This is a genomic window from Pseudomonas koreensis (assembly GCF_012986595.1).
Classification (GTDB): Bacteria; Pseudomonadota; Gammaproteobacteria; order Pseudomonadales; family Pseudomonadaceae; genus Aquipseudomonas; species Aquipseudomonas koreensis.
Genome location: NZ_JAAQYM010000003.1, coordinates 740,940 through 758,855, shown reverse-complemented (window position 1 = coordinate 758,855; position 17,916 = coordinate 740,940). Strand labels below are relative to the sequence as shown.

The following is a 17,916-nucleotide window of genomic DNA, read 5'->3' as shown; positions in this document are numbered from 1 at the left end:
CACTCACGTAAAGGAGACCGGCCATGAGCGCTGTAATCGATGACCACGGTCATGCCGACCACGCCCATGGCCCCGCCAAAGGCCTGATGCGCTGGGTGCTGACCACCAACCACAAGGACATCGGCACGCTGTACCTGTGGTTCGCCTTCTGCATGTTCCTGCTCGGCGGCTCGTTCGCCATGGTGATCCGCGCCGAACTGTTCCAGCCCGGCCTGCAGATCGTCGAACCGGCGTTCTTCAACCAGATGACCACCATGCACGGTCTGGTGATGGTCTTCGGTGCGGTGATGCCGGCGTTCGTCGGCCTCGCCAACTGGATGATCCCGCTGATGATCGGCGCGCCGGACATGGCCCTGCCACGGATGAACAACTTCAGCTTCTGGCTGCTGCCGGCGGCGTTCCTGCTGCTGGTCTCGACCCTGTTCACCGCCGGTGGCGGACCGAACTTCGGCTGGACGTTCTACGCCCCGCTGTCCACCACCTACGCGCCGGAAAGCGTCACCTACTTCATCTTCGCCATCCACCTGATGGGGATCAGTTCGATCATGGGCGCGATCAACGTGATCGCCACCATCCTCAACCTGCGCGCCCCCGGCATGACCCTGATGAAAATGCCGCTGTTCGTCTGGACCTGGCTGATCACCGCGTTCCTGCTGATCGCGGTGATGCCGGTGCTGGCCGGGTGCGTGACGATGATGCTGATGGATATCCATTTCGGCACCAGCTTCTTCAGTGCCGCCGGTGGCGGTGACCCGGTCTTGTTCCAGCATGTGTTCTGGTTCTTCGGCCACCCCGAGGTGTACATCATGATCCTGCCGGCCTTCGGCGCCGTCAGCCAGATCATCCCGACCTTCTCGCGCAAGCCGCTGTTCGGCTACACCTCGATGGTCTATGCGACGGCGAGCATCGCGTTCCTGTCGTTCATTGTCTGGGCGCACCACATGTTCGTGGTCGGCATCCCGCTGGTGGGCGAGTTGTTCTTCATGTACGCGACCATGCTCATCGCCGTGCCGACCGGGGTCAAGGTGTTCAACTGGGCCAGCACCATGTGGCAAGGCTCGCTGACCTTCGAGACGCCGATGCTGTTTGCCGTGGCGTTCGTGATCCTGTTCTCGATCGGCGGTTTCTCCGGACTGATGCTGGCCATCGCTCCCGCGGACTTCCAGTATCAGGACACTTACTTCGTGGTGGCGCACTTCCACTACGTGCTGGTGCCGGGGGCGATCTTCGGGATCTTCGCCTCGGCCTATTACTGGTTGCCGAAGTGGACCGGGCACATGTACGACGAAACCCTCGGCAAGCTGCATTTCTGGCTGTCGTTCGTCGGCATGAACCTGACCTTCTTCCCGATGCACTTCGTCGGCCTTGCGGGGATGCCGCGGCGGATTCCGGACTACAACCTGCAGTTCGCCGACTTCAACATGGTCTCGTCGATCGGCGCGTTCATGTTCGGTGCCACGCAGATCTTCTTCCTGTTCATCGTGATCAAGACCATTCGCGGCGGCCCACCGGCCCCGGCCAAACCGTGGGATGGCGCTGAAGGCCTGGAGTGGAGCGTGCCGTCGCCGGCGCCTTATCACACCTTTACTACGCCGCCGGAAGTGAAATGAAACGCTCCTCTGCTAACGCGACCCCTGTGGCGAGGGAGCTTGCTCCCGCCTGGGTGCGCAGCGCCCAAAAAATCATTGGGGCGGCTGCGCCACCCAGCGGGAGCAAGCTCCCTCGCCACAACGGCTCACTCGCACCTTCGAGGGAGGCATGAACCATGGCTGACTCGATCTCGCTGAAAAAACTGGTCACCCGCCTGCTCGGAGTCGTCGTCGCAATGTTTGTCTTCGGCTTTGCCCTGGTGCCGATCTACGACGTGATGTGCAAGGCCTTCGGCATCAACGGCAAGACGGCCGGGCAATACGAGGGCGAGCAGGTGGTGGATAGCACGCGGCAGGTGCGCGTGCAGTTTCTGTCGACCAACAACATCGACATGCCGTGGGAGTTTTACCCCAAGCACGATGAGCTGACCGCCAACCCGGGCGCGGTCAACGAGATGATTTTCGTGGCGCGCAACCCCACCGACAAACCGATGAGCGCCCAGGCCGTGCCGAGTATCGCGCCCAGCGAAGCGGCGGCGTATTTCCACAAGACCGAATGCTTTTGCTTTACCCAGCAGGTGCTGCAGCCGGGTCAGCAGATCGAGATGCCGGTGCGTTTCATCGTTGACCGCGACATGCCCAAGGACGTGAAGCACCTGACGCTGTCCTACACGCTGTTCGATATCACCGCCCGACATCCTCCGGTGGCTGCAAACACTGGCGGTTAAGCGTGCCCGATAAGGAGAACAATAAATGGCAACTCATGAGCACTATTACGTCCCGGCCCAGAGCAAATGGCCGATCATCGCCACCTTCGGCATGGTCATCACCGTGTACGGCCTGGCGACCTGGTTCAACGATCTGAAGGCGGCTCGTCCGGAATCCCACGGCCCGTACATCTTTTTCGTCGGCGGGTTGTTACTGGCGTACATGCTGTTCGGCTGGTTCGGCGCGGTGATCAAGGAAAGCCGCGCGGGCTTGTACAGCCCGCAACTGGATCGCTCGTTCCGCTGGGGCATGAGTTGGTTCATCTTCTCCGAGGTGATGTTCTTCGTCGCTTTCTTCGGTGCGCTGTTCTACGTGCGGCACATTTCCGGGCCGGCGCTGGGTGGCGAAGGCCCGAAAGGCATCGCCCACATGCTCTGGCCGAACTTCCAGTTCACCTGGCCGCTGCTGCACACGCCGGATCCGAAACTGTTCCCGCCGCCCAAGGAAGTCATCAGCCCGTGGGGCCTGCCGCTGATCAACACGATTCTGCTGGTCAGCTCCAGCGTGACCATCACCATCGCCCACCATGCCTTGAAAAAGGGCCATCGCGGTGCGCTGAAAATCTGGCTGGCGATCACCGTGCTGCTGGGCTGCGCGTTCCTCGGCTTCCAGGCTGAGGAATACATGCACGCCTACCACGAATTGGGGCTGACCCTGGGTTCGGGCATCTACGGCGCGACGTTCTTCATGCTCACCGGTTTCCACGGCGCCCACGTGACCATCGGCACGATCATCCTGTTCGTGATGCTGATGCGCATCATGAAGGGCCATTTCGATGCCGAACATCAGTTCGGTTTCGAGGCGGCGAGCTGGTACTGGCACTTCGTCGATGTGGTGTGGATCGGCCTGTTCGTCTTCGTTTACGTACTCTGAGCGTCCGCTACCAAGGCGCGTGCGACACCAGTTGGCCGCTGTAGAAGCCCCAGGCGATCAAGCCGACGGTGGCAGCGGCCAGTGCCACCCGAACACTCAAGGCGATCACCAGGCGATTGGAACTGCTGTCGTCCTTGACCAGGAAAAACAGGCCGCTGAACAGGCTGATCACCGTGGCAATCAGCAGCACGACAATGGCTGCTTTGAGCATGGGAAGACTCCGGGGGACAGGCGATGCAGTTGAGTATAGCGATCGCGACGACTGACTTTGTGGCGCGGCCATGAAGCGCTTTCGCCCGGGCGTGATACCGACCGTGGTGGTGGCGCTGTTGTTGCCGCTGCTGGTGTCGCTTGGGTTCTGGCAGCTGGGCCGGGGCGCGGAGAAAACCGCGCTGCTCGCCAGTTACGCCGAACGCCGCGCCGCCGAACCGATGGCCAGCAGCGAGTTGCTCCTCGGCAGCGACCCGGCCTATCGCCGCGTGCACCTGTACGGCCAGTTCGATGGCGCGCACAGCCTGCTGCTCGATAACCGCCAGCGCAACGGCAAGGTCGGCGTCGAGCTGCTGCAACCGTTTCAGGACCGCGCCACCGGCCTGTGGCTGCTGGTCAATCGTGGCTGGCTGCCATGGCCGGACCGCCGCGTCACGCCGCAATTCACCACCCCGACCGAGGCGCTAAGCCTCGACGCCTGGGTCTACGTCGCCCCCGGCGCCACCTTCCAGTTGCACGCCGACCCGGTCAGCAGCACCTGGCCGCAAACCATCACCGCCGTCGAGCCCGCCAGACTGTGGAAAACCCTCGAGCGCGACGGTTTCGCTTACGAATTACGCGCCGAACCCGGCCCTGCCAGCTATGAGGCCGACTGGCCGGTCGTCGCCATGGGCCCGGAAAAACACCTCGGTTACGCCGTGCAGTGGTTCGCCATGGCCACCGCCCTGCTCGGTCTCTACCTCTACCTCGGCTGGCACAAAGCAAAGGAGAACAACCATGGGAACGGCCATGAATCCACCCAGCATGTCTGAGGCAAAAACCCCGGCCAGCCGTCGTCGCGGACGGCTCCAGCTGCTGCTGATTGTGCTCGGCGTGGTCGGCCCGATGATCCTCGCCACCGGCATGTACAAATTGCAGTTCTGGGTGCCGGAAGGGCGCAGCTACCACGGCGAGCTGATCGGCAACGGCCAGTCCCGCGCCGACCTCGGTGTGCAGGCCGATGAACAGCGTTGGCAGATGCTGGTCACGGCGCCCAAGGATTGTGCGGTCGACTGCCAGCAACTGGTGTACCTCGCCCGGCAGATCCAGATCGGCCTCGGCCGCGATGCCGGGCGCGCCAGCCATGCCCTCGCCGCCGCGCAACCGCTGAGCGCCGACTACGAGGCCAAGCTGAGCCGCGAATACCCGCAATTGCAACGCTACCCGCTGGACGCCGCCGCCTTCAGCAAGGCCACCGGCGACAAGGCCACGCCGCAGCTGTGGGTCATCGACCCGCACGGCAACCTCGTGCTGCGCTACGACCCGAGTGTGAAGGGCAAGGATCTGCTCAACGACCTGCGCCACCTGCTGAAACTGTCGAACATCGGATAAGGGCATCGTCATGGCCAAACCTGGATTTCGCCTCGCGCTGTTTGCCACCCTGCTGGCACTGATCGTCGTGCTGCTCGGCGCCTACACCCGCCTGACCCACGCCGGCTTGGGCTGTCCGGACTGGCCGGGGTGCTACGGTTTTATCAGCGTGCCGAAAAGCGAAGCCCAACTGGCCCATGCCGAACTGCATTACCCCGACTCGCCGGTGGTGGCGCACAAGGGCTGGAACGAGATGATCCACCGTTACTTCGCCGGCACCCTCGGCCTGCTGATTTCGATCCTGGCCGGGCGCGCCTGGGTCAATCGTCGCCATCCCGGCCAGCCGCTGAAGCTGCCGCTGTTTCTGCTGGCGGTGGTGTTCGCCCAAGCGGCGTTCGGCATGTGGACGGTGACGCTCAAGCTCTGGCCGCAAGTGGTCACCGGGCATCTGCTCGGCGGTTTTGCGACATTGAGCCTGCTGTTCCTGCTGACCTTGAGATTGTCCGGGGTGTTGCCGGCACTGACCGTGCCCAAGCGCTTGCAGTATTGGGCGACTGCCGGGCTGTTGCTGGTGATTGGCCAGATCGCGCTGGGTGGCTGGGTCAGTTCCAACTACGCAGCAGTGGCCTGCATCGACTTCCCGACCTGCCACGGCCAATGGTTGCCGCCCGCCGACTTCGCCAATGGTTTTCACCTGACTCAACACATCGGCCCGAACTACCTCGGCGGACAACTCGACAGCGATGCGCGCACGGCGATTCACCTGACCCACCGCATCGGCGCCCTGCTGGTGACGCTGGTGCTGCTGGGGCTGGCCTGGCAACTCAGGGCCGTCGGCATGACCCGGCTCGCCGGTCTGGTACTGGTCGCCCTCGGCGCACAAATCACTCTTGGCATCAGCAACGTGCTGTTCCATTTGCCGCTGCCGGTGGCCGTGGCACACAACGCCGGCGGCGCAGCACTGCTGCTGACCATGGTGCTGGTCAATTACCACGCGCGGACCAGTCTGGTCCGGGTCAAACAGCCGGTGCTCGCACGCTGGCGCCTGAGCCCGCGTAAACAGGTGGCCGCGCCCATCACGATAAAAGGAGAAACGCCATGGCGCTTCTGATCGGCGAACGTCCCGCGCAAGCGCTGTGGCGTGACTATCTGGAGCTGACCAAGCCGAAAGTGGTGGTGCTGATGCTCATCACCTCGCTGGTCGGCATGTTCCTCGCGACCCGCGCCGGGGTGCCGTGGACGGTGCTGGTATTCGGCAACCTGGGTATTGCGCTGTGTGCCGGCGGTGCGGCGGCGGTCAACCATGTGGTGGACCGGCGCATCGATGCGGTGATGGCGCGCACGCACAAACGGCCGCTGGCTGAAGGCCGGGTGTCACCTGCCGCGGCACTGACCTTTGCCTTGGTGCTGGCGCTGCTCGGCCAGGCGTTGTTGCTGACCTTCACCAATCCACTGACTGCGTGGCTGACCCTCGCTTCGTTACTCGGCTACGCGGTGATCTACACCGGTTTCCTCAAACGTGCGACGCCACAGAACATCGTCATCGGCGGCCTCGCCGGCGCGGCACCACCGCTGCTCGGCTGGACCGCCGCCACCGGTCATGTCAGCGCCGAACCGTTGCTGCTGGTGCTGATCATCTTCGCCTGGACCCCGCCGCACTTCTGGGCGCTGGCGATCCATCGCAAAGAGGAATACGCCAAGGCCGATATCCCGATGCTGCCGGTCACCCACGGCGAGCACTACACCAAGGTGCACATTCTGCTGTACACCTTTGCGCTGCTGGCGGTGAGTCTGCTGCCGTACGTGATCCACATGAGCGGCGTGCTCTACCTGATCTGCGCCCTCGCGCTCGGCGCAAGGTTTCTGCAATGGGCCGTGGTGCTGTACCGTGGCACTCGGCCGCACGCGGCGATCAATACCTTCAAGTACTCTATTTATTACTTGTTCCTGTTGTTCATCGCCCTGCTCGTAGACCACTACTTACTGTTGAACCTATGACTCGAACCCAGAAAACCGTCTTCATCCTCGTCGCCGTGATCGCGCTGATCCTGGGACTTACCGTCAACAAAGTGCTGAGTGGCAAGGGCCAGGGCGATCCCACCGCGCTGATCGACGCCGGCATCATTCTGCTGCCGCAGAGCCGTACCCTGCCGGGCGTGACGATGACCAATCAGGATGGCCAACCGGTCGCCATCGACGAATTGAAGGGCAAGTGGAGCCTGCTGTTCTTCGGCTACACCTTCTGCCCGGACATCTGCCCGACCACCCTCGCGCAACTGCGCCAGATCAAGAGCGAGTTGCCCAAAGACGCTGTGGATAAGTTGCAGATCGTGCTGGTCAGCGTTGACCCGAACCGCGATAACCCGCAGCAGTTGAAGCAGTACCTGGGCTACTTCGATCCGCAGTTCGTGGGCCTCACGCCGAAGTCGATCGAAGAACTGCAGAAGGTCGCCAACGCGGTGAGCATTCCGTTTATTCCGGCGGACACCAGCAAGCCGAATTACACCGTCGACCATAGCGGCAATCTGGCGGTGATCGGCCCGGACGGCACGCAGCGCGGCTTTATTCGTGCGCCGTTGAACAACGCCAAACTGGTGGCGCAGCTCCCGGTCATGCTTAACCGCAAGTAACGCCCTGATGAAAATCTGTGGCGAGGGAGCTTGCTCCCGCTGGGCTGCGAAGCGGCCCCAAAACCAGCTGATGCGGACTAATAGTTGCACCGCAACAGTAGGGTTTACGACTGCTGCGCAGCCGAGCGGGAGCAAGCTCCCTCGCCACAAAAACCGGCATCCAGGGGATCTGTGTTTTGGGCACAAAAAAGGGGACGCCATTGGCGTCCCCTTTTCATTGCAGCAATCTGTATCAGAACGCCGGCAATACCGCGCCTTTGTACTTCTCGGTGATGAATTTCTTCACTTCCGGGCTGTGCAGGGCGGCGGCCAGTTTCTGCATCGCGTCGCTGTCCTTGTTGTCCGCACGGGACACCAGGATGTTCACGTAAGGCGAGTCGTTGCCTTCGATCACCAGCGCGTCATTGGACGGATCGAGCTTGGCTTCCAGCGCGTAATTGGTGTTGATCAGTGCCAGGTCGACCTGAGTCAGCACGCGCGGGATGGTCGCGGCTTCCAGTTCACGGATTTTCAGGTCTTTCGGGTTCTGCGCGATGTCTTTAACGGTCGACAGGATGTTGGTCGGGTCCTTCAAAGTAATCAGGCCAGCCTTGGCTAGCAGCAACAGTGCACGGCCGCCGTTGGTGGCGTCGTTCGGGATCACCACGTTGGCGCCGCTTGGCAGTTCATCGAGCTTCTTGATCTTGCTCGAGTACGCGCCCAGCGGCTCCAGATGCACGCCAGTCACGGCGACCAGGCTGGTGCCCTTGGCCTTGTTGAACTCATCGAGGTAAGGCTGGTGCTGGAAGAAGTTGGCGTCCAGACGTTTTTCGGCAACCTGTACGTTCGGCTGAATGTAGTCGGTGAAGACCTTGACCTTCAGATCCACACCTTCTTTGGCCAGGGCCGGCTTCACGAACTCGAGGATTTCCGCATGCGGCACCGGGCTGGCGGCAACGGTCAGGGTTTCTTCTGCGTGCGCGGAAAAGGCAGCAACGGCAGCGAGGGCAACGATCAGTTTTTTCATTCAGCTAACTCCTTATTAGGCGCCCGTCTGGCGCCTGCCAGCGAATGGCCGGCTCATTCTTGATTAAAAAACCGGTTATTTGCGCGAGAAATGCACGACCAGTCGATCACCAACCATTTGCAGCACTTGCACCAGAATCAACAGCAGCACCACGGTGACGATCATCACGTCAGTCTGGAAGCGCTGGTAGCCGAAGCGGATCGCCAGGTCACCCAGACCACCGGCACCGACCACACCGGCCATGGCCGTGTAGGACACCAGGGTAATCGCCGTCACCGTAATCGCTGCGAAGATGCCCGGACGGGCTTCCGGCAGCAAGGCGTTCATGATGATCTGCCGGGTGGTCGCGCCCATCGACTGGGTCGCCTCGATGATGCCGCGATCGACTTCACGCAGCGCGGTTTCCACCAGGCGCGCGAAGAACGGGGTTGCCCCCACCACCAGCGGCGGAATCGCCCCGGCCACGCCCAGCGAGGTGCCAGTGATCATCACGGTGAACGGGATCATCACGATCAACAGAATGATGAACGGCAGCGAGCGCAGGATGTTCACCGCCAACGACATGATCGCGTAGACCACCCGGTTTTCCAGCAGCTGGCGCGGGCTGCAGAGAAACAGCAGCACACCCAGCGGCAGGCCGAGCAGAACAGTGAACAACAGCGAACCACCGAGCATCAGCATGGTGTCGTTGGTGGCCAAGCCGATTTCCAGCCAGTCGATGTTCTGGAAGAACAGCTTGATGGCTTCTACTGCGGCGTCGTAGTTCTTGATTGCAGCGTCGTACATTTCCATTAACGCAGCACCTCCATGTGAACGTCGGCGGCGGTGAAACGGGCGAAGGCCGCTTCCATGTCGCCACCGGTGACGGCGAGGGTCAATTGCCCGTAAGGAATGTCTTTGATGCGGTCGATGCGACCGGCGAGGATGCTGTAGTCGACCCCGGTTTCCCGGGCGACGGTACCGAGCAACGGCGCGTAAGTCGCTTCGCCCTGGAAGGTCAGACGGACGATGCGACCCGGCACGTGAGCGAAGTCATCACGCTGCTCGTTTTCGTCGATCTGCTCGCTTTCCTGCACAAAACGCTTGGTGGTCGGGTGCTGCGGATGCAGGAACACATCGGCCACCGAGCCTTGCTCGACGATCACGCCTGCGTCCATCACCGCCACCTGATCGCAGACGCGACGGATCACATCCATCTCGTGGGTGATCAGGACGATGGTCAGTTTCAGCTCGCGGTTGATCTCGGCCAGCAGTTGCAGGACCGACGCGGTGGTCTGCGGGTCGAGGGCACTGGTGGCCTCGTCACACAGCAGAATCTTCGGTTTGGTCGCCAGGGCGCGGGCGATGCCGACGCGCTGCTTCTGGCCGCCAGACAATTGCGCCGGGTACTTTTTGGCGTGATCCGACAGACCGACCCGCGCCAGCAACTCGGCAACGCGTTGATTGATCTCGCTGGTCGACAGCTCACCGGCCAGGGTCAGCGGCAGCGCAACGTTGTCGGCCACGGTCTTGGAGGCGAGCAGGTTGAAGTGCTGGAAGATCATCCCGACTTGCTGGCGGAAACGACGCAGGCCGTTGGCGTCCAGCGCGGTGACTTCTTCGCCGTCGACGATGATCTTGCCGCCGCTGGAGTCTTCCAGGCGATTGATCAGACGCAGCAGGGTACTTTTTCCCGCACCGGAATGGCCGATCAGGCCGAAGACCTGACCGTTTTCAATCGAAAGACTGGTCGGGTGCAGGGCGGGAATGTCCTTACCGGCAACGCGGTAAGTTTTGTGGACGTTTTGAAACTCGATCACGTAGCGAACCTTGTGGGGCGCGTTAGAAAAGGATCAGCGGTTAGCCGGGCGCGCATTTTAGCCTGTCCGTATAGAGGTTCTTAGCATTTATTTCGCAATTAACCTTCGATTTGGCAATAACAAGATCAAAGGTCATAAAAAAGGAACGCCCGTTCCTGCTCATTGGTCACTAGTTAAACGACTTGAAACCCTGGGTAACCGTGCCCGGAAACGCTCAAGAGTCCCCGTTGAAACGGGGTCAACCGAGGAGTTTACGTCTGATGAGCAGCAAGAAACCTACGACCGACAAAAGCCAGCTGGCCGGAACCGATACCAAGGATCGCGCCAACACCAACGCCAAACTCGACAGCCTGGAGAAATTTCGCTCCGACGCTACCGGCCAGGCCCTGCGCACCAACCAAGGGGTGAAGGTCGCCGATAACCAGAACACCCTCAAGGCCGGCCCGCGCGGACCGTCGCTGCTGGAAGATTTCATCATGCGTGAAAAGATCACGCACTTTGACCACGAACGCATTCCGGAGCGCATCGTCCACGCCCGCGGCACCGGCGCCCATGGTTTCTTCCAGGCCTACGAGAACCATTCGACACTGACCAAGGCCGGTTTCCTGCAGGATCCGGGGAAAAAGACCCCGGTGTTCGTGCGTTTTTCTACCGTGCAGGGGCCACGCGGCTCCGGCGACACCGTGCGTGACGTGCGCGGTTTTGCCGTGAAGTTCTTCACCGACGAAGGCAACTTCGATCTGGTCGGCAATAACATGCCGGTGTTCTTCATTCAGGATGCGATCAAGTTTCCCGACTTCGTTCACGCGGTAAAACCTGAACCGCACAACGAAATCCCGACCGGCGGCTCGGCCCACGACACCTTCTGGGATTTCGTCTCCTTGGTGCCGGAATCGGCACACATGGTGATCTGGGCGATGTCCGACCGGGCGATCCCGAAAAGCCTGCGCAGCATGCAGGGCTTCGGCGTGCACACCTTCCGGCTGGTCAACGCCGAGGGCAAATCGCGCTTCGTCAAATTCCACTGGCGCCCTACCGCCGGCACTTGCTCGCTGGTCTGGGACGAAGCACAAAAGCTCGCCGGTAAAGACACCGACTACCACCGCCGCGATCTCTGGGAAGCCATCGAGATGGGCGACTATCCAGAGTGGGAACTCGGCGTACAGATCATCGAGGAGGAAAACGAACACGACTTCGATTTCGACATCCTCGACCCGACCAAATTGATCCCTGAAGAAATCGTGCCGATCACCCCACTGGGCAAGATGACGTTGAACCGCAACCCGGACAACTTCTTTGCCGAGACCGAGCAGGTTGCGTTCTGCCCGGGCCACATCGTGCCAGGCATCGACTTCTCCAACGACCCGTTGCTGCAAGGTCGGCTGTTTTCCTACACCGACACGCAAATCAGCCGACTCGGTGGGCCGAACTTTCATGAACTGCCAATCAACCGCCCGGTGGCGCCGTTCCACAACGGTCAGCGCGATGCTCAGCACCGCACGGTGATCGACAAGGGTCGCGCGTCTTACGAGCCGAACTCGATTGACGGTGGCTGGCCCAAAGAAACCCCGCCGGCCGCGCAAGACGGTGGTTTCGAGACGTATCCGGAACGCATCGATGCCGCCAAGATCCGCCAGCGCAGCGAATCGTTCAGCGATCACTTCTCTCAGGCGCGGCTGTTCTTCCACAGCATGAGCGCACACGAGAAGGAGCACATCATTGCCGCCTACAGCTTCGAGTTGGGCAAGGTCGAGCGCGAGTTCATCCGTGCGCGGCAGGTGAACGAGATTCTCGCCAACATCGACCTGGAACTGGCCAAACGTGTCGCGGCCAACCTGGGCCTGCCGGCGCCAGGCAAAGGCACGGTCGAGGTGCGTAAAACCTCCTTCGACAATTCGCCTTCGCTGAGTCAGGCCAACCTGCTGCCGGAGAACATCAAAACCCGCAAAGTGGCAATTCTTGCCGCCAACGGCGTCGATGGTGCAGCGATTGATGCGATGAAGAAGGCCCTGGCGGCGGAAGGTGCGCACGCCAAGCTGCTCGGCCCGACCTCCGCGCCGGTGAAGACCGCCGATGGCAAGACCCTCGCGGTGGATGCGTCGATGGAAGGCATGCCTTCGGTGATCTTCGATGCGGTGTTCGTGCCGGGTGGCGCAGCATCGATCAAAGCGCTGAGCGGCGACGGCGTGGCGCTGCACTACCTGCTGGAGGCGTACAAGCATCTGAAGGCGATTGCGCTGCATGGCGAGGCCAAGCAGTTGCAGGATCTGCTGAAGCTGGAGGCGGACGCTGGATTGTTGCAAGGCAAGGATGTGCCGGGGTTGACCAAGCCGTTCTTCGCGGCAATCGGGCAGCATCGGGTTTGGGCGCGGGAGCCTAAGGCGAAAGCCATTCCGGCTTAAAAGCAAAAGATCGCAGCCTTCGGCAGCTCCTACAGAGGATGAGTTTCACCTGTAGGCGCTGCCGGAGGCTGCGAAGCTTTTAGGGTTTACGCGGGCTCAAGACCATCTGCGCCGGCACTGTGCGCAGGATTTGCTTCTCAATCTGCAGATCGAAATCCGGATTCAGTTTCTTCACGCGTTTTTTCAACAATGTCGCCAGCCAAGGATAATCCTGGGTACGCGGCGCCTGAATGCTTACGGCACATTCGTAATTCACCACATCGGCGGCGATCGCATCCAATTGCCGGCGAAGTTTGCGACTGTCGTTGATGTTCAGCGCCACCGTGGTGCTCTCAGCGGTCGGATCGATCACCTTGGCTTTCGGCTTGGCTTCGGCCGCCAGCAGCGCCGCTTCGGCCTTTTCCAGCTCGGCCTTACGGGCTTCGGTGATGGCGCCGTTGACGCCACCGGTCAGCGCCGGGGCCTTGGGCATCAGCGCGCGGGCACGGCTCAGCGCAGTGGCGGCGGCGTTCACATCCCCTTTCTGCAACACGATCTGGCTGCGGCGCAGGTAGGCTTCGGCCAACTGCCGCTGGTACTGCTCAAGGGACTGATCGCTGGGGTTTTGTGCCTGCAAGGTGGCCAATTGGTCTTCGGCGGTGGCCAGTTCGCTACTGGCCAGGCTTTGTTCCAGCTGTGCGATGGCCGTGGCCCGCGCGTCGGGGGCTTCGGCCACCGGCGGCGTGCTTTGGCAGGCGCCCAGCAGCACGGAAAATGCGACAAGGAGCAGATAACGGGAGGCGAACGGCTTCATTCCTGCGACTCTCTAATTGCGCAAAAAGCGAGCAAGTCTACACCCCTCGACGGGGCAGAACAAAACTCAGCAGAAACAGTGCGGCCGCCGTTACCACGATTGACGGCCCCGCCGGGGTGTCTTTGAACCATGACAGCGCCAGCCCGCCACACACCGCGAGCATGCCCAGCAGGCTCGCGCCCAGGGCCATCTGCTCCGGCGAGCGGGCGTGACGCTGTGCCGCAGCCGCCGGGATAATCAGCAGCGAGGTAATCAGCAACACCCCGACGATTTTCATCGCCACCGCGATCACCACCGCGATCAACAGCATCAGCGCCATGCGCAGGCCCGCCACCGGCAGGCCTTCGACCCTGGCCAACTCTTCATGCACGGTGATCGCCAGCAGCGGTCGCCACAGCGTCACCAGCAACACCAGGACCGCCGCGCTGCCGCCGAGGATCCAGGCCAGATCGGTCGGGCTGATCGCCAGCAGGTCGCCAAACAGATAGGCCATCAGGTCGATCCGCACTTCATGCATGAAGCTTAGTACCACCAGGCCAAGAGAGAGCGTGCTCGGCGCAAGAATCCCCAACAGCGTGTCGGAGGCCAGCGGCTGGCGCTGTTGCAAGGTCACCAGCAGCACCGCCAGCAGCAGGCAGCCAACCGTGACCGCAACGGTCGGGCTGACATCCAGCAGAAAGCCCAGCGCCACGCCCAGCAGCGCGGCGTGCGACAGGGTGTCGCCGAAATAAGCCATACGCCGCCAGACCACGAACGAGCCTAACGGCCCGGCAACCACCGCCAGTGCCAGACCTGCAAGCAGGGCATACAACAGAAAATCAGCCATGCTTGCAGTGGTCTCCGTGAACGTGGGTATGGCCCGCACCGGGCGCCTTGACCACCGAACCGTGCAGGTCGTGGGCGTGGTCGTGATGATGGTGATAGATCGCCAGGCTCGGCGCGTTCTTGCCGAACAGCTCGACGAACGCCGGATCGCCGCTGACCTGCTCGGGGTGCCCGGAGCAGCAGACGTGACGGTTCAGGCACACCACCTGATCGGTGGTGCTCATCACCAGATGCAAATCGTGGGACACCATCAGCACGCCGCAGCCGTGACGGTCACGCAGGCGGGTGATCAGGCTGTAAAGCTCGGCTTGCCCGGCGACGTCGACGCCTTGCACCGGTTCATCAAGCACCAGCAATTGCGGCTCGCGCAGCAACGCCCGCGCCAATAGCACGCGCTGCATCTCACCGCCGGAAACGCTTTGCACCGGGCTGTCGATGACGTGTTCGGCGCCAACTTCCTTGAGCGCGGCCAGCGCACGCGGACGATCAACGCCCGGCACCAGGCGCAGGAAGCGCAGCACCGACAGCGGCAAGGTCGGATCGACGTGCAGCTTCTGCGGCATGTAGCCGACGCGCAGTTTCGGCTTGCGCCAGACGCTGCCGCTGTCCGGCTTCAACAGTCCGAGCACGGCGCGCACCAGCGTGGTCTTGCCGGCGCCGTTGGGGCCGATCAGGGTGACGATCTGCCCCGGCTCGACGCTCAGCTCGATGTTGTCCAGCACGGTCTGCCCGGCAAACGTCACGGCGACGTGCTGAAGACGGATCAACGGGTCGCTCATCAGGCCCCCTGGCAACCGGCGCACAAGCCGACCACTTCGACGGTCTGCGCTTCGACGATGAAACCGACGTCCTTGGCGCTGTTGATGATCGCGTCGCTGATGGCTTTCTGTTCCAGCTCGATGGCAGCGTGGCAGTCGCGGCAGATCAGGAACTGACCTTGATGCGCATGCTCGGGATGCACGCAACCGACGAAGGCGTTGAGCGACGAGATGCGGTGCACCAGGCCGTTTTCCAGCAGAAAATCCAGCGCGCGGTACACGGTCGGCGGCGCGGCGCGGCGGCCGTCCTGCTCGCTCAGCACCGCGAGAATGTCGTAGGCGCCCAGCGGCTTGTGGCTCTGCCACACCAGTTCCAGCACGCGCCGGCGCAATGCAGTCAGGCGCAGACCTTTCTGGGCGCACAAGGCATCGGCCTCGGTCAGTGCGCTGTGCACGCAATGAGAGTGGTCGTGGGGACGGCTGGCAATCGGTGTAATAGGCATGGGCGGCGACGAGTTTTGATAGAGACGTTATTATGTTACCCGTTCTCGCCTCCTTGAGTGGTCATCGTGTCCCGACTTTTTTCTGTTTTTGTGGCGTTTGTCGCCAGTTTTCTGCTGATCGGTTCGGCCAAGGCCGAAGTCAAGGTCCTCACCAGCATCAAACCGTTGCAGTTGATTGCCGCCGCCGTGCAGGACGGCGTGGCCATTCCCGAAGTGCTGTTGCCGCCGGGCGCCTCGCCGCATAACTACGCGCTGCGCCCGTCTGATGTGCGCAAGGTGCAATCGGTGGACCTGCTGTACTGGATCGGCCCGGACATGGAAGGGTTCCTGCCCCGCGTATTGAACGGCCGGACCCTGCCGAGCGTGGCCGTGCAGGATCTGCCGGGCATGAAACTGCGCCGCTTTGCCGAAGACAGCCACTCCCACGCCGAAGACGCCGACGAGCATGATCACGATCACCGCCCGGGCACCCTGGACGCGCATTTGTGGTTATCGCCGGTCAACGCGCGGGTGATTGCCGACAAAATGGCCGCCGACCTGAGTGCAGTAGATCCGGCCAACGCCGAGCGCTATCAGAGCAACGCCAAGGCTTTCGACGGACGCCTCGATGCGCTGGATGCGCGTTTGAAGAAGCGTCTGGCCAGTGTTGAAGGCAAGCCGTACTTCGTGTTCCACGAAGCCTTCGATTATTTCGAGGAAGCTTACGGCTTGAAACACACGGGCGTGTTCAGCGTGGCCGCCGAAGTGCAGCCGGGCGCCCAGCACGTCGCGGCGATGCGCAAACGCCTGCAGGAAGTGGGCAAGACCTGTGTGTTCAGCGAGCCGCCGCTGCGTCCGCGTCTGGCCGAAACGTTGGTGGCTGGCCTGCCGGTGAAACTGGCGGAGCTGGATGCGCTGGGCGGATACACCCCGGCGACGGCTCAGGGCTATGAGCAAGTGCTGGAGAAGTTGGGTAACGATTTGGCGGGATGCCTGGAGTCGCTGTAACCCATAGAAAAAGATCGCAGCCTTCGGCAGCTCCTACAGGTTCCGGGTTCGCCACGATACCTGTGTAGGAGCTGCCGAAGGCTGCGATCTTTTGATCTTAGAGGGCGAACGGTAACGGTGTACTGACCTGCTGCCGCTGCGCCAACCGCTGCTCGAACTCCTGCGGATCGTGAATCAGCACGTCCTGCCCGGCAAACTGCTCCGCTGCGATCAACCGCGACAGCCAGAACCGCACACACGCCACCCGCAGCATCGTCGGCCATAGCTCCGCTTCGGCAGCCGTAAACGGCCGCAGCGCCGCATAGGCACCGAGAAACGCACGGGCACGCGGGCCATCGATCAAACCGTCCTCGTCCGAACACCAGTCATTCAAGGCAATCGCCACGTCGTAGAGCATCGGCCCCGAACAGGCGTTGTAGAAGTCGATCAGGCCGGTCAGGTGCGTGCCTTCGAACATCGCGTTATCGCGAAACAGGTCGGCGTGGATGTTGGCCCGAGGCAGTGCGAGGATCTTCTCTTTGCGCTCGGTGATTTCCTCCAGCGCCTTGTGCAGCAGCGCACGCGGCGCATCGCTCAGGTGCGAGAGAAACTCGCTGCCCTCCTCCAGCATCCAGTCCAGGCCGCGATCGGTCTTGCGCTTGATCATGCGCTCGCCCTGGGTCGCCAGGTGCAGATGCGCCTGCAACTCGCCGACCTGCGCGCAATGTTGCGCGTTGGCAACTTTGATGTGCTTGCCCGCCAGACGCGGTTGCAGCAGCGCCGGTTTGCCCTTCAGCTCACGCAACGCCACGCCGTCGGTGGTGCGCAGTGCGTAAGGCACCGGCAGATCGGCCTCGTGCAGGACATCGAGCAGGTCGATGAAGAACGGCATCTCCTGCACCGGGCCGCGCTCGACCAGGGTCAGGACGAATTCGCCCTGCTCCAGGCTGATAAAGAAATTGGTGTTTTCGCTGCCGGCGGCGATCCCCTGGAAATCAAGCAGACGGCCGAGCCCATAAGGGGCGAGAAAGGTTTCCAGCTCGGGCCGAGCCAGGGGGGTGAACACAGACATGGTTAAAAACTGCTCAGTTCGGGCGCCGCTGTCGAGCGGCGCCGATTAAAAGTCGGGAAACTTACTTCCAGGTAAAGATTTCCCACGACGGAATCAGCATATCCGGCTGGTCGGAGCGGATGTAGTTCGCGTCCGAACCATCGGCGCGCACCAGGAAATACGGTTTACCGCCCTTGGGCGTGACCTTGATCGCATAAACGAAGCCACTGCGGCTGTATTCCTGAATGACCTTGTCGCCTTCGGTGTGCGTGTTAATGGTAACTTCCGGCTCCTTTGACGGTGCATCATCCGCCGCCATCGCGGCCAAGGGTGAGGCAGCAATCAAACTGACCAGCAGCAAGCGATTTAGCGTACGCATGATAACCTTGTCCC

At 62.0% G+C, this 17,916-nt stretch carries 20 protein-coding genes; 10 read left to right on the top strand and 10 right to left on the bottom strand.

Annotated elements, in window-relative coordinates; translation table 11 throughout:
• Nucleotides 1–23: 23 nt before the first annotated feature.
• From ctaD to HBN98_RS12975, 3 genes are all read left to right on the top strand, one after another.
• Nucleotides 24–1,610, top strand: coding sequence for a cytochrome c oxidase subunit I (gene ctaD, locus HBN98_RS12985; RefSeq protein ID WP_083367421.1), 1,587 nt, complete (start codon nucleotides 24–26; stop codon nucleotides 1,608–1,610).
• 155 nt (nucleotides 1,611–1,765) lie between these two features.
• Nucleotides 1,766–2,317 (top strand): cytochrome c oxidase assembly protein, encoded by a 552-nt coding sequence (locus tag HBN98_RS12980; RefSeq protein WP_064585280.1) that lies wholly within the window; start codon nucleotides 1,766–1,768, stop codon nucleotides 2,315–2,317.
• Between the two features lie 25 nt (nucleotides 2,318–2,342).
• Nucleotides 2,343–3,230, top strand: coding sequence for a cytochrome c oxidase subunit 3 (locus HBN98_RS12975; RefSeq protein WP_064585278.1), 888 nt, complete (start codon nucleotides 2,343–2,345; stop codon nucleotides 3,228–3,230).
• Between the two features lie 7 nt (nucleotides 3,231–3,237).
• On the opposite strand, the gene HBN98_RS12970 is transcribed toward HBN98_RS12975, so the two are convergent.
• A complete protein-coding gene (locus HBN98_RS12970; protein ID WP_041073718.1) occupies nucleotides 3,238–3,441 on the bottom strand; it encodes a twin transmembrane helix small protein in 204 nt (67 codons plus the stop codon).
• 70 nt (nucleotides 3,442–3,511) lie between these two features.
• Between HBN98_RS12970 and HBN98_RS12965 the strand changes: the two genes are divergently transcribed.
• From HBN98_RS12965 to HBN98_RS12945, 5 genes are read left to right on the top strand one after another with little or no spacing between them, the layout of a single operon-like run.
• Nucleotides 3,512–4,252 (top strand): SURF1 family protein, encoded by a 741-nt coding sequence (locus HBN98_RS12965; RefSeq protein WP_083367422.1) that lies wholly within the window; start codon nucleotides 3,512–3,514, stop codon nucleotides 4,250–4,252.
• Nucleotides 4,218–4,811, top strand: coding sequence for a hypothetical protein (locus HBN98_RS12960; RefSeq protein ID WP_064585274.1), 594 nt, complete (start codon nucleotides 4,218–4,220; stop codon nucleotides 4,809–4,811). The genes HBN98_RS12965 and HBN98_RS12960 overlap by 35 nt, the downstream gene beginning before the upstream one ends.
• A 10-nt stretch (nucleotides 4,812–4,821) precedes the next feature.
• Nucleotides 4,822–5,901: a COX15/CtaA family protein gene (locus HBN98_RS12955; RefSeq protein WP_064585272.1), complete on the top strand. Its 1,080-nt coding sequence runs from the start codon at nucleotides 4,822–4,824 to the stop codon at nucleotides 5,899–5,901.
• A complete protein-coding gene (gene cyoE / locus HBN98_RS12950; protein ID WP_007962774.1) occupies nucleotides 5,889–6,788 on the top strand; it encodes a heme o synthase in 900 nt (299 codons plus the stop codon). The genes HBN98_RS12955 and cyoE overlap by 13 nt, the downstream gene beginning before the upstream one ends.
• Complete coding sequence (locus HBN98_RS12945) at nucleotides 6,785–7,420, top strand: SCO family protein (protein ID WP_007962772.1); 636 nt, start codon at nucleotides 6,785–6,787, stop codon at nucleotides 7,418–7,420. Before cyoE ends, HBN98_RS12945 begins: the two co-directional genes overlap by 4 nt.
• Before the next feature lie 232 nt (nucleotides 7,421–7,652).
• On the opposite strand, the gene HBN98_RS12940 is transcribed toward HBN98_RS12945, so the two are convergent.
• The 3 genes from HBN98_RS12940 to HBN98_RS12930 form a co-directional block, all read right to left on the bottom strand.
• On the bottom strand, nucleotides 7,653–8,426 hold the full coding sequence (locus HBN98_RS12940; RefSeq protein WP_083367423.1) for a MetQ/NlpA family ABC transporter substrate-binding protein: 774 nt from the start codon (nucleotides 8,424–8,426) through the stop codon (nucleotides 7,653–7,655).
• A 75-nt stretch (nucleotides 8,427–8,501) separates the two neighbouring features.
• Nucleotides 8,502–9,212, bottom strand: coding sequence for a methionine ABC transporter permease (locus HBN98_RS12935; RefSeq protein WP_162276305.1), 711 nt, complete (start codon nucleotides 9,210–9,212; stop codon nucleotides 8,502–8,504).
• Nucleotides 9,213–9,217: 5 nt separating this feature from the next.
• Complete coding sequence (locus tag HBN98_RS12930; protein WP_083367424.1) at nucleotides 9,218–10,225, bottom strand: methionine ABC transporter ATP-binding protein; 1,008 nt, start codon at nucleotides 10,223–10,225, stop codon at nucleotides 9,218–9,220.
• A 260-nt stretch (nucleotides 10,226–10,485) separates the two neighbouring features.
• Between HBN98_RS12930 and katE the strand changes: the two genes are divergently transcribed.
• The gene (gene katE / locus HBN98_RS12925) at nucleotides 10,486–12,627 is read left to right on the top strand and encodes a catalase HPII (RefSeq protein ID WP_083367425.1); all 2,142 of its coding nucleotides are present in this window, start codon (nucleotides 10,486–10,488) and stop codon (nucleotides 12,625–12,627) included.
• Nucleotides 12,628–12,706: 79 nt separating this feature from the next.
• On the opposite strand, the gene HBN98_RS12920 is transcribed toward katE, so the two are convergent.
• Genes HBN98_RS12920 through HBN98_RS12905 form a run of 4 tightly spaced genes read right to left on the bottom strand, consistent with a single transcriptional unit; the run spans nucleotide 12,707 to nucleotide 15,506 of the window.
• Nucleotides 12,707–13,420, bottom strand: a complete 714-nt coding sequence (locus tag HBN98_RS12920; RefSeq protein ID WP_083367426.1) for a PA5502 family lipoprotein — start codon at nucleotides 13,418–13,420, stop codon at nucleotides 12,707–12,709.
• Nucleotides 13,421–13,457: 37 nt separating this feature from the next.
• Nucleotides 13,458–14,246 carry a zinc ABC transporter permease subunit ZnuB gene (gene znuB, locus HBN98_RS12915; RefSeq protein WP_042556960.1) on the bottom strand — a complete coding sequence of 263 codons (789 nt, stop codon included), beginning with the start codon at nucleotides 14,244–14,246 and terminating at the stop codon, nucleotides 13,458–13,460.
• A complete protein-coding gene (gene znuC, locus HBN98_RS12910; protein ID WP_083367427.1) occupies nucleotides 14,239–15,024 on the bottom strand; it encodes a zinc ABC transporter ATP-binding protein ZnuC in 786 nt (261 codons plus the stop codon). The genes znuB and znuC overlap by 8 nt, the downstream gene beginning before the upstream one ends.
• Nucleotides 15,024–15,506 (bottom strand): Fur family transcriptional regulator, encoded by a 483-nt coding sequence (locus HBN98_RS12905; protein ID WP_064585259.1) that lies wholly within the window; start codon nucleotides 15,504–15,506, stop codon nucleotides 15,024–15,026. The genes znuC and HBN98_RS12905 overlap by 1 nt, the downstream gene beginning before the upstream one ends.
• 66 nt (nucleotides 15,507–15,572) lie before the next feature.
• On the opposite strand from HBN98_RS12905, the gene HBN98_RS12900 reads away from it, so the two are divergent.
• The gene (locus tag HBN98_RS12900) at nucleotides 15,573–16,493 is read left to right on the top strand and encodes a zinc ABC transporter substrate-binding protein ZnuA (protein WP_083369383.1); all 921 of its coding nucleotides are present in this window, start codon (nucleotides 15,573–15,575) and stop codon (nucleotides 16,491–16,493) included.
• 97 nt (nucleotides 16,494–16,590) lie between these two features.
• On the opposite strand, the gene HBN98_RS12895 is transcribed toward HBN98_RS12900, so the two are convergent.
• Together HBN98_RS12895 and HBN98_RS12890 are read right to left on the bottom strand one after the other, a co-directional pair.
• Nucleotides 16,591–17,544 carry a homoserine kinase gene (locus HBN98_RS12895; RefSeq protein WP_064585255.1) on the bottom strand — a complete coding sequence of 318 codons (954 nt, stop codon included), beginning with the start codon at nucleotides 17,542–17,544 and terminating at the stop codon, nucleotides 16,591–16,593.
• Nucleotides 17,545–17,605: 61 nt separating this feature from the next.
• A complete protein-coding gene (locus tag HBN98_RS12890) occupies nucleotides 17,606–17,902 on the bottom strand; it encodes a DUF2782 domain-containing protein (protein ID WP_064585254.1) in 297 nt (98 codons plus the stop codon).
• Nucleotides 17,903–17,916 lie beyond the last annotated feature (14 nt).

What these genes read in the sequence shown, in the direction of transcription:
- ctaD (WP_083367421.1), top strand. Translation starts at nt 24, where the DNA reads ATGAGCGCTGTAATCGATGACCACGGTCATGCCGACCACGCCCATGGC.
- HBN98_RS12980 (WP_064585280.1), top strand. Translation starts at nt 1,766, where the DNA reads ATGGCTGACTCGATCTCGCTGAAAAAACTGGTCACCCGCCTGCTCGGA.
- HBN98_RS12975 (WP_064585278.1), top strand. Translation starts at nt 2,343, where the DNA reads ATGGCAACTCATGAGCACTATTACGTCCCGGCCCAGAGCAAATGGCCG.
- HBN98_RS12970 (WP_041073718.1), bottom strand. Translation starts at nt 3,441, where the DNA reads ATGCTCAAAGCAGCCATTGTCGTGCTGCTGATTGCCACGGTGATCAGC.
- HBN98_RS12965 (WP_083367422.1), top strand. Translation starts at nt 3,512, where the DNA reads ATGAAGCGCTTTCGCCCGGGCGTGATACCGACCGTGGTGGTGGCGCTG.
- HBN98_RS12960 (WP_064585274.1), top strand. Translation starts at nt 4,218, where the DNA reads ATGGGAACGGCCATGAATCCACCCAGCATGTCTGAGGCAAAAACCCCG.
- HBN98_RS12955 (WP_064585272.1), top strand. Translation starts at nt 4,822, where the DNA reads ATGGCCAAACCTGGATTTCGCCTCGCGCTGTTTGCCACCCTGCTGGCA.
- cyoE (WP_007962774.1), top strand. Translation starts at nt 5,889, where the DNA reads ATGGCGCTTCTGATCGGCGAACGTCCCGCGCAAGCGCTGTGGCGTGAC.
- HBN98_RS12945 (WP_007962772.1), top strand. Translation starts at nt 6,785, where the DNA reads ATGACTCGAACCCAGAAAACCGTCTTCATCCTCGTCGCCGTGATCGCG.
- HBN98_RS12940 (WP_083367423.1), bottom strand. Translation starts at nt 8,426, where the DNA reads ATGAAAAAACTGATCGTTGCCCTCGCTGCCGTTGCTGCCTTTTCCGCG.
- HBN98_RS12935 (WP_162276305.1), bottom strand. Translation starts at nt 9,212, where the DNA reads ATGTACGACGCTGCAATCAAGAACTACGACGCCGCAGTAGAAGCCATC.
- katE (WP_083367425.1), top strand. Translation starts at nt 10,486, where the DNA reads ATGAGCAGCAAGAAACCTACGACCGACAAAAGCCAGCTGGCCGGAACC.
- HBN98_RS12920 (WP_083367426.1), bottom strand. Translation starts at nt 13,420, where the DNA reads ATGAAGCCGTTCGCCTCCCGTTATCTGCTCCTTGTCGCATTTTCCGTG.
- znuB (WP_042556960.1), bottom strand. Translation starts at nt 14,246, where the DNA reads ATGGCTGATTTTCTGTTGTATGCCCTGCTTGCAGGTCTGGCACTGGCG.
- znuC (WP_083367427.1), bottom strand. Translation starts at nt 15,024, where the DNA reads ATGAGCGACCCGTTGATCCGTCTTCAGCACGTCGCCGTGACGTTTGCC.
- HBN98_RS12905 (WP_064585259.1), bottom strand. Translation starts at nt 15,506, where the DNA reads ATGCCTATTACACCGATTGCCAGCCGTCCCCACGACCACTCTCATTGC.
- HBN98_RS12895 (WP_064585255.1), bottom strand. Translation starts at nt 17,544, where the DNA reads ATGTCTGTGTTCACCCCCCTGGCTCGGCCCGAGCTGGAAACCTTTCTC.
- HBN98_RS12890 (WP_064585254.1), bottom strand. Translation starts at nt 17,902, where the DNA reads ATGCGTACGCTAAATCGCTTGCTGCTGGTCAGTTTGATTGCTGCCTCA.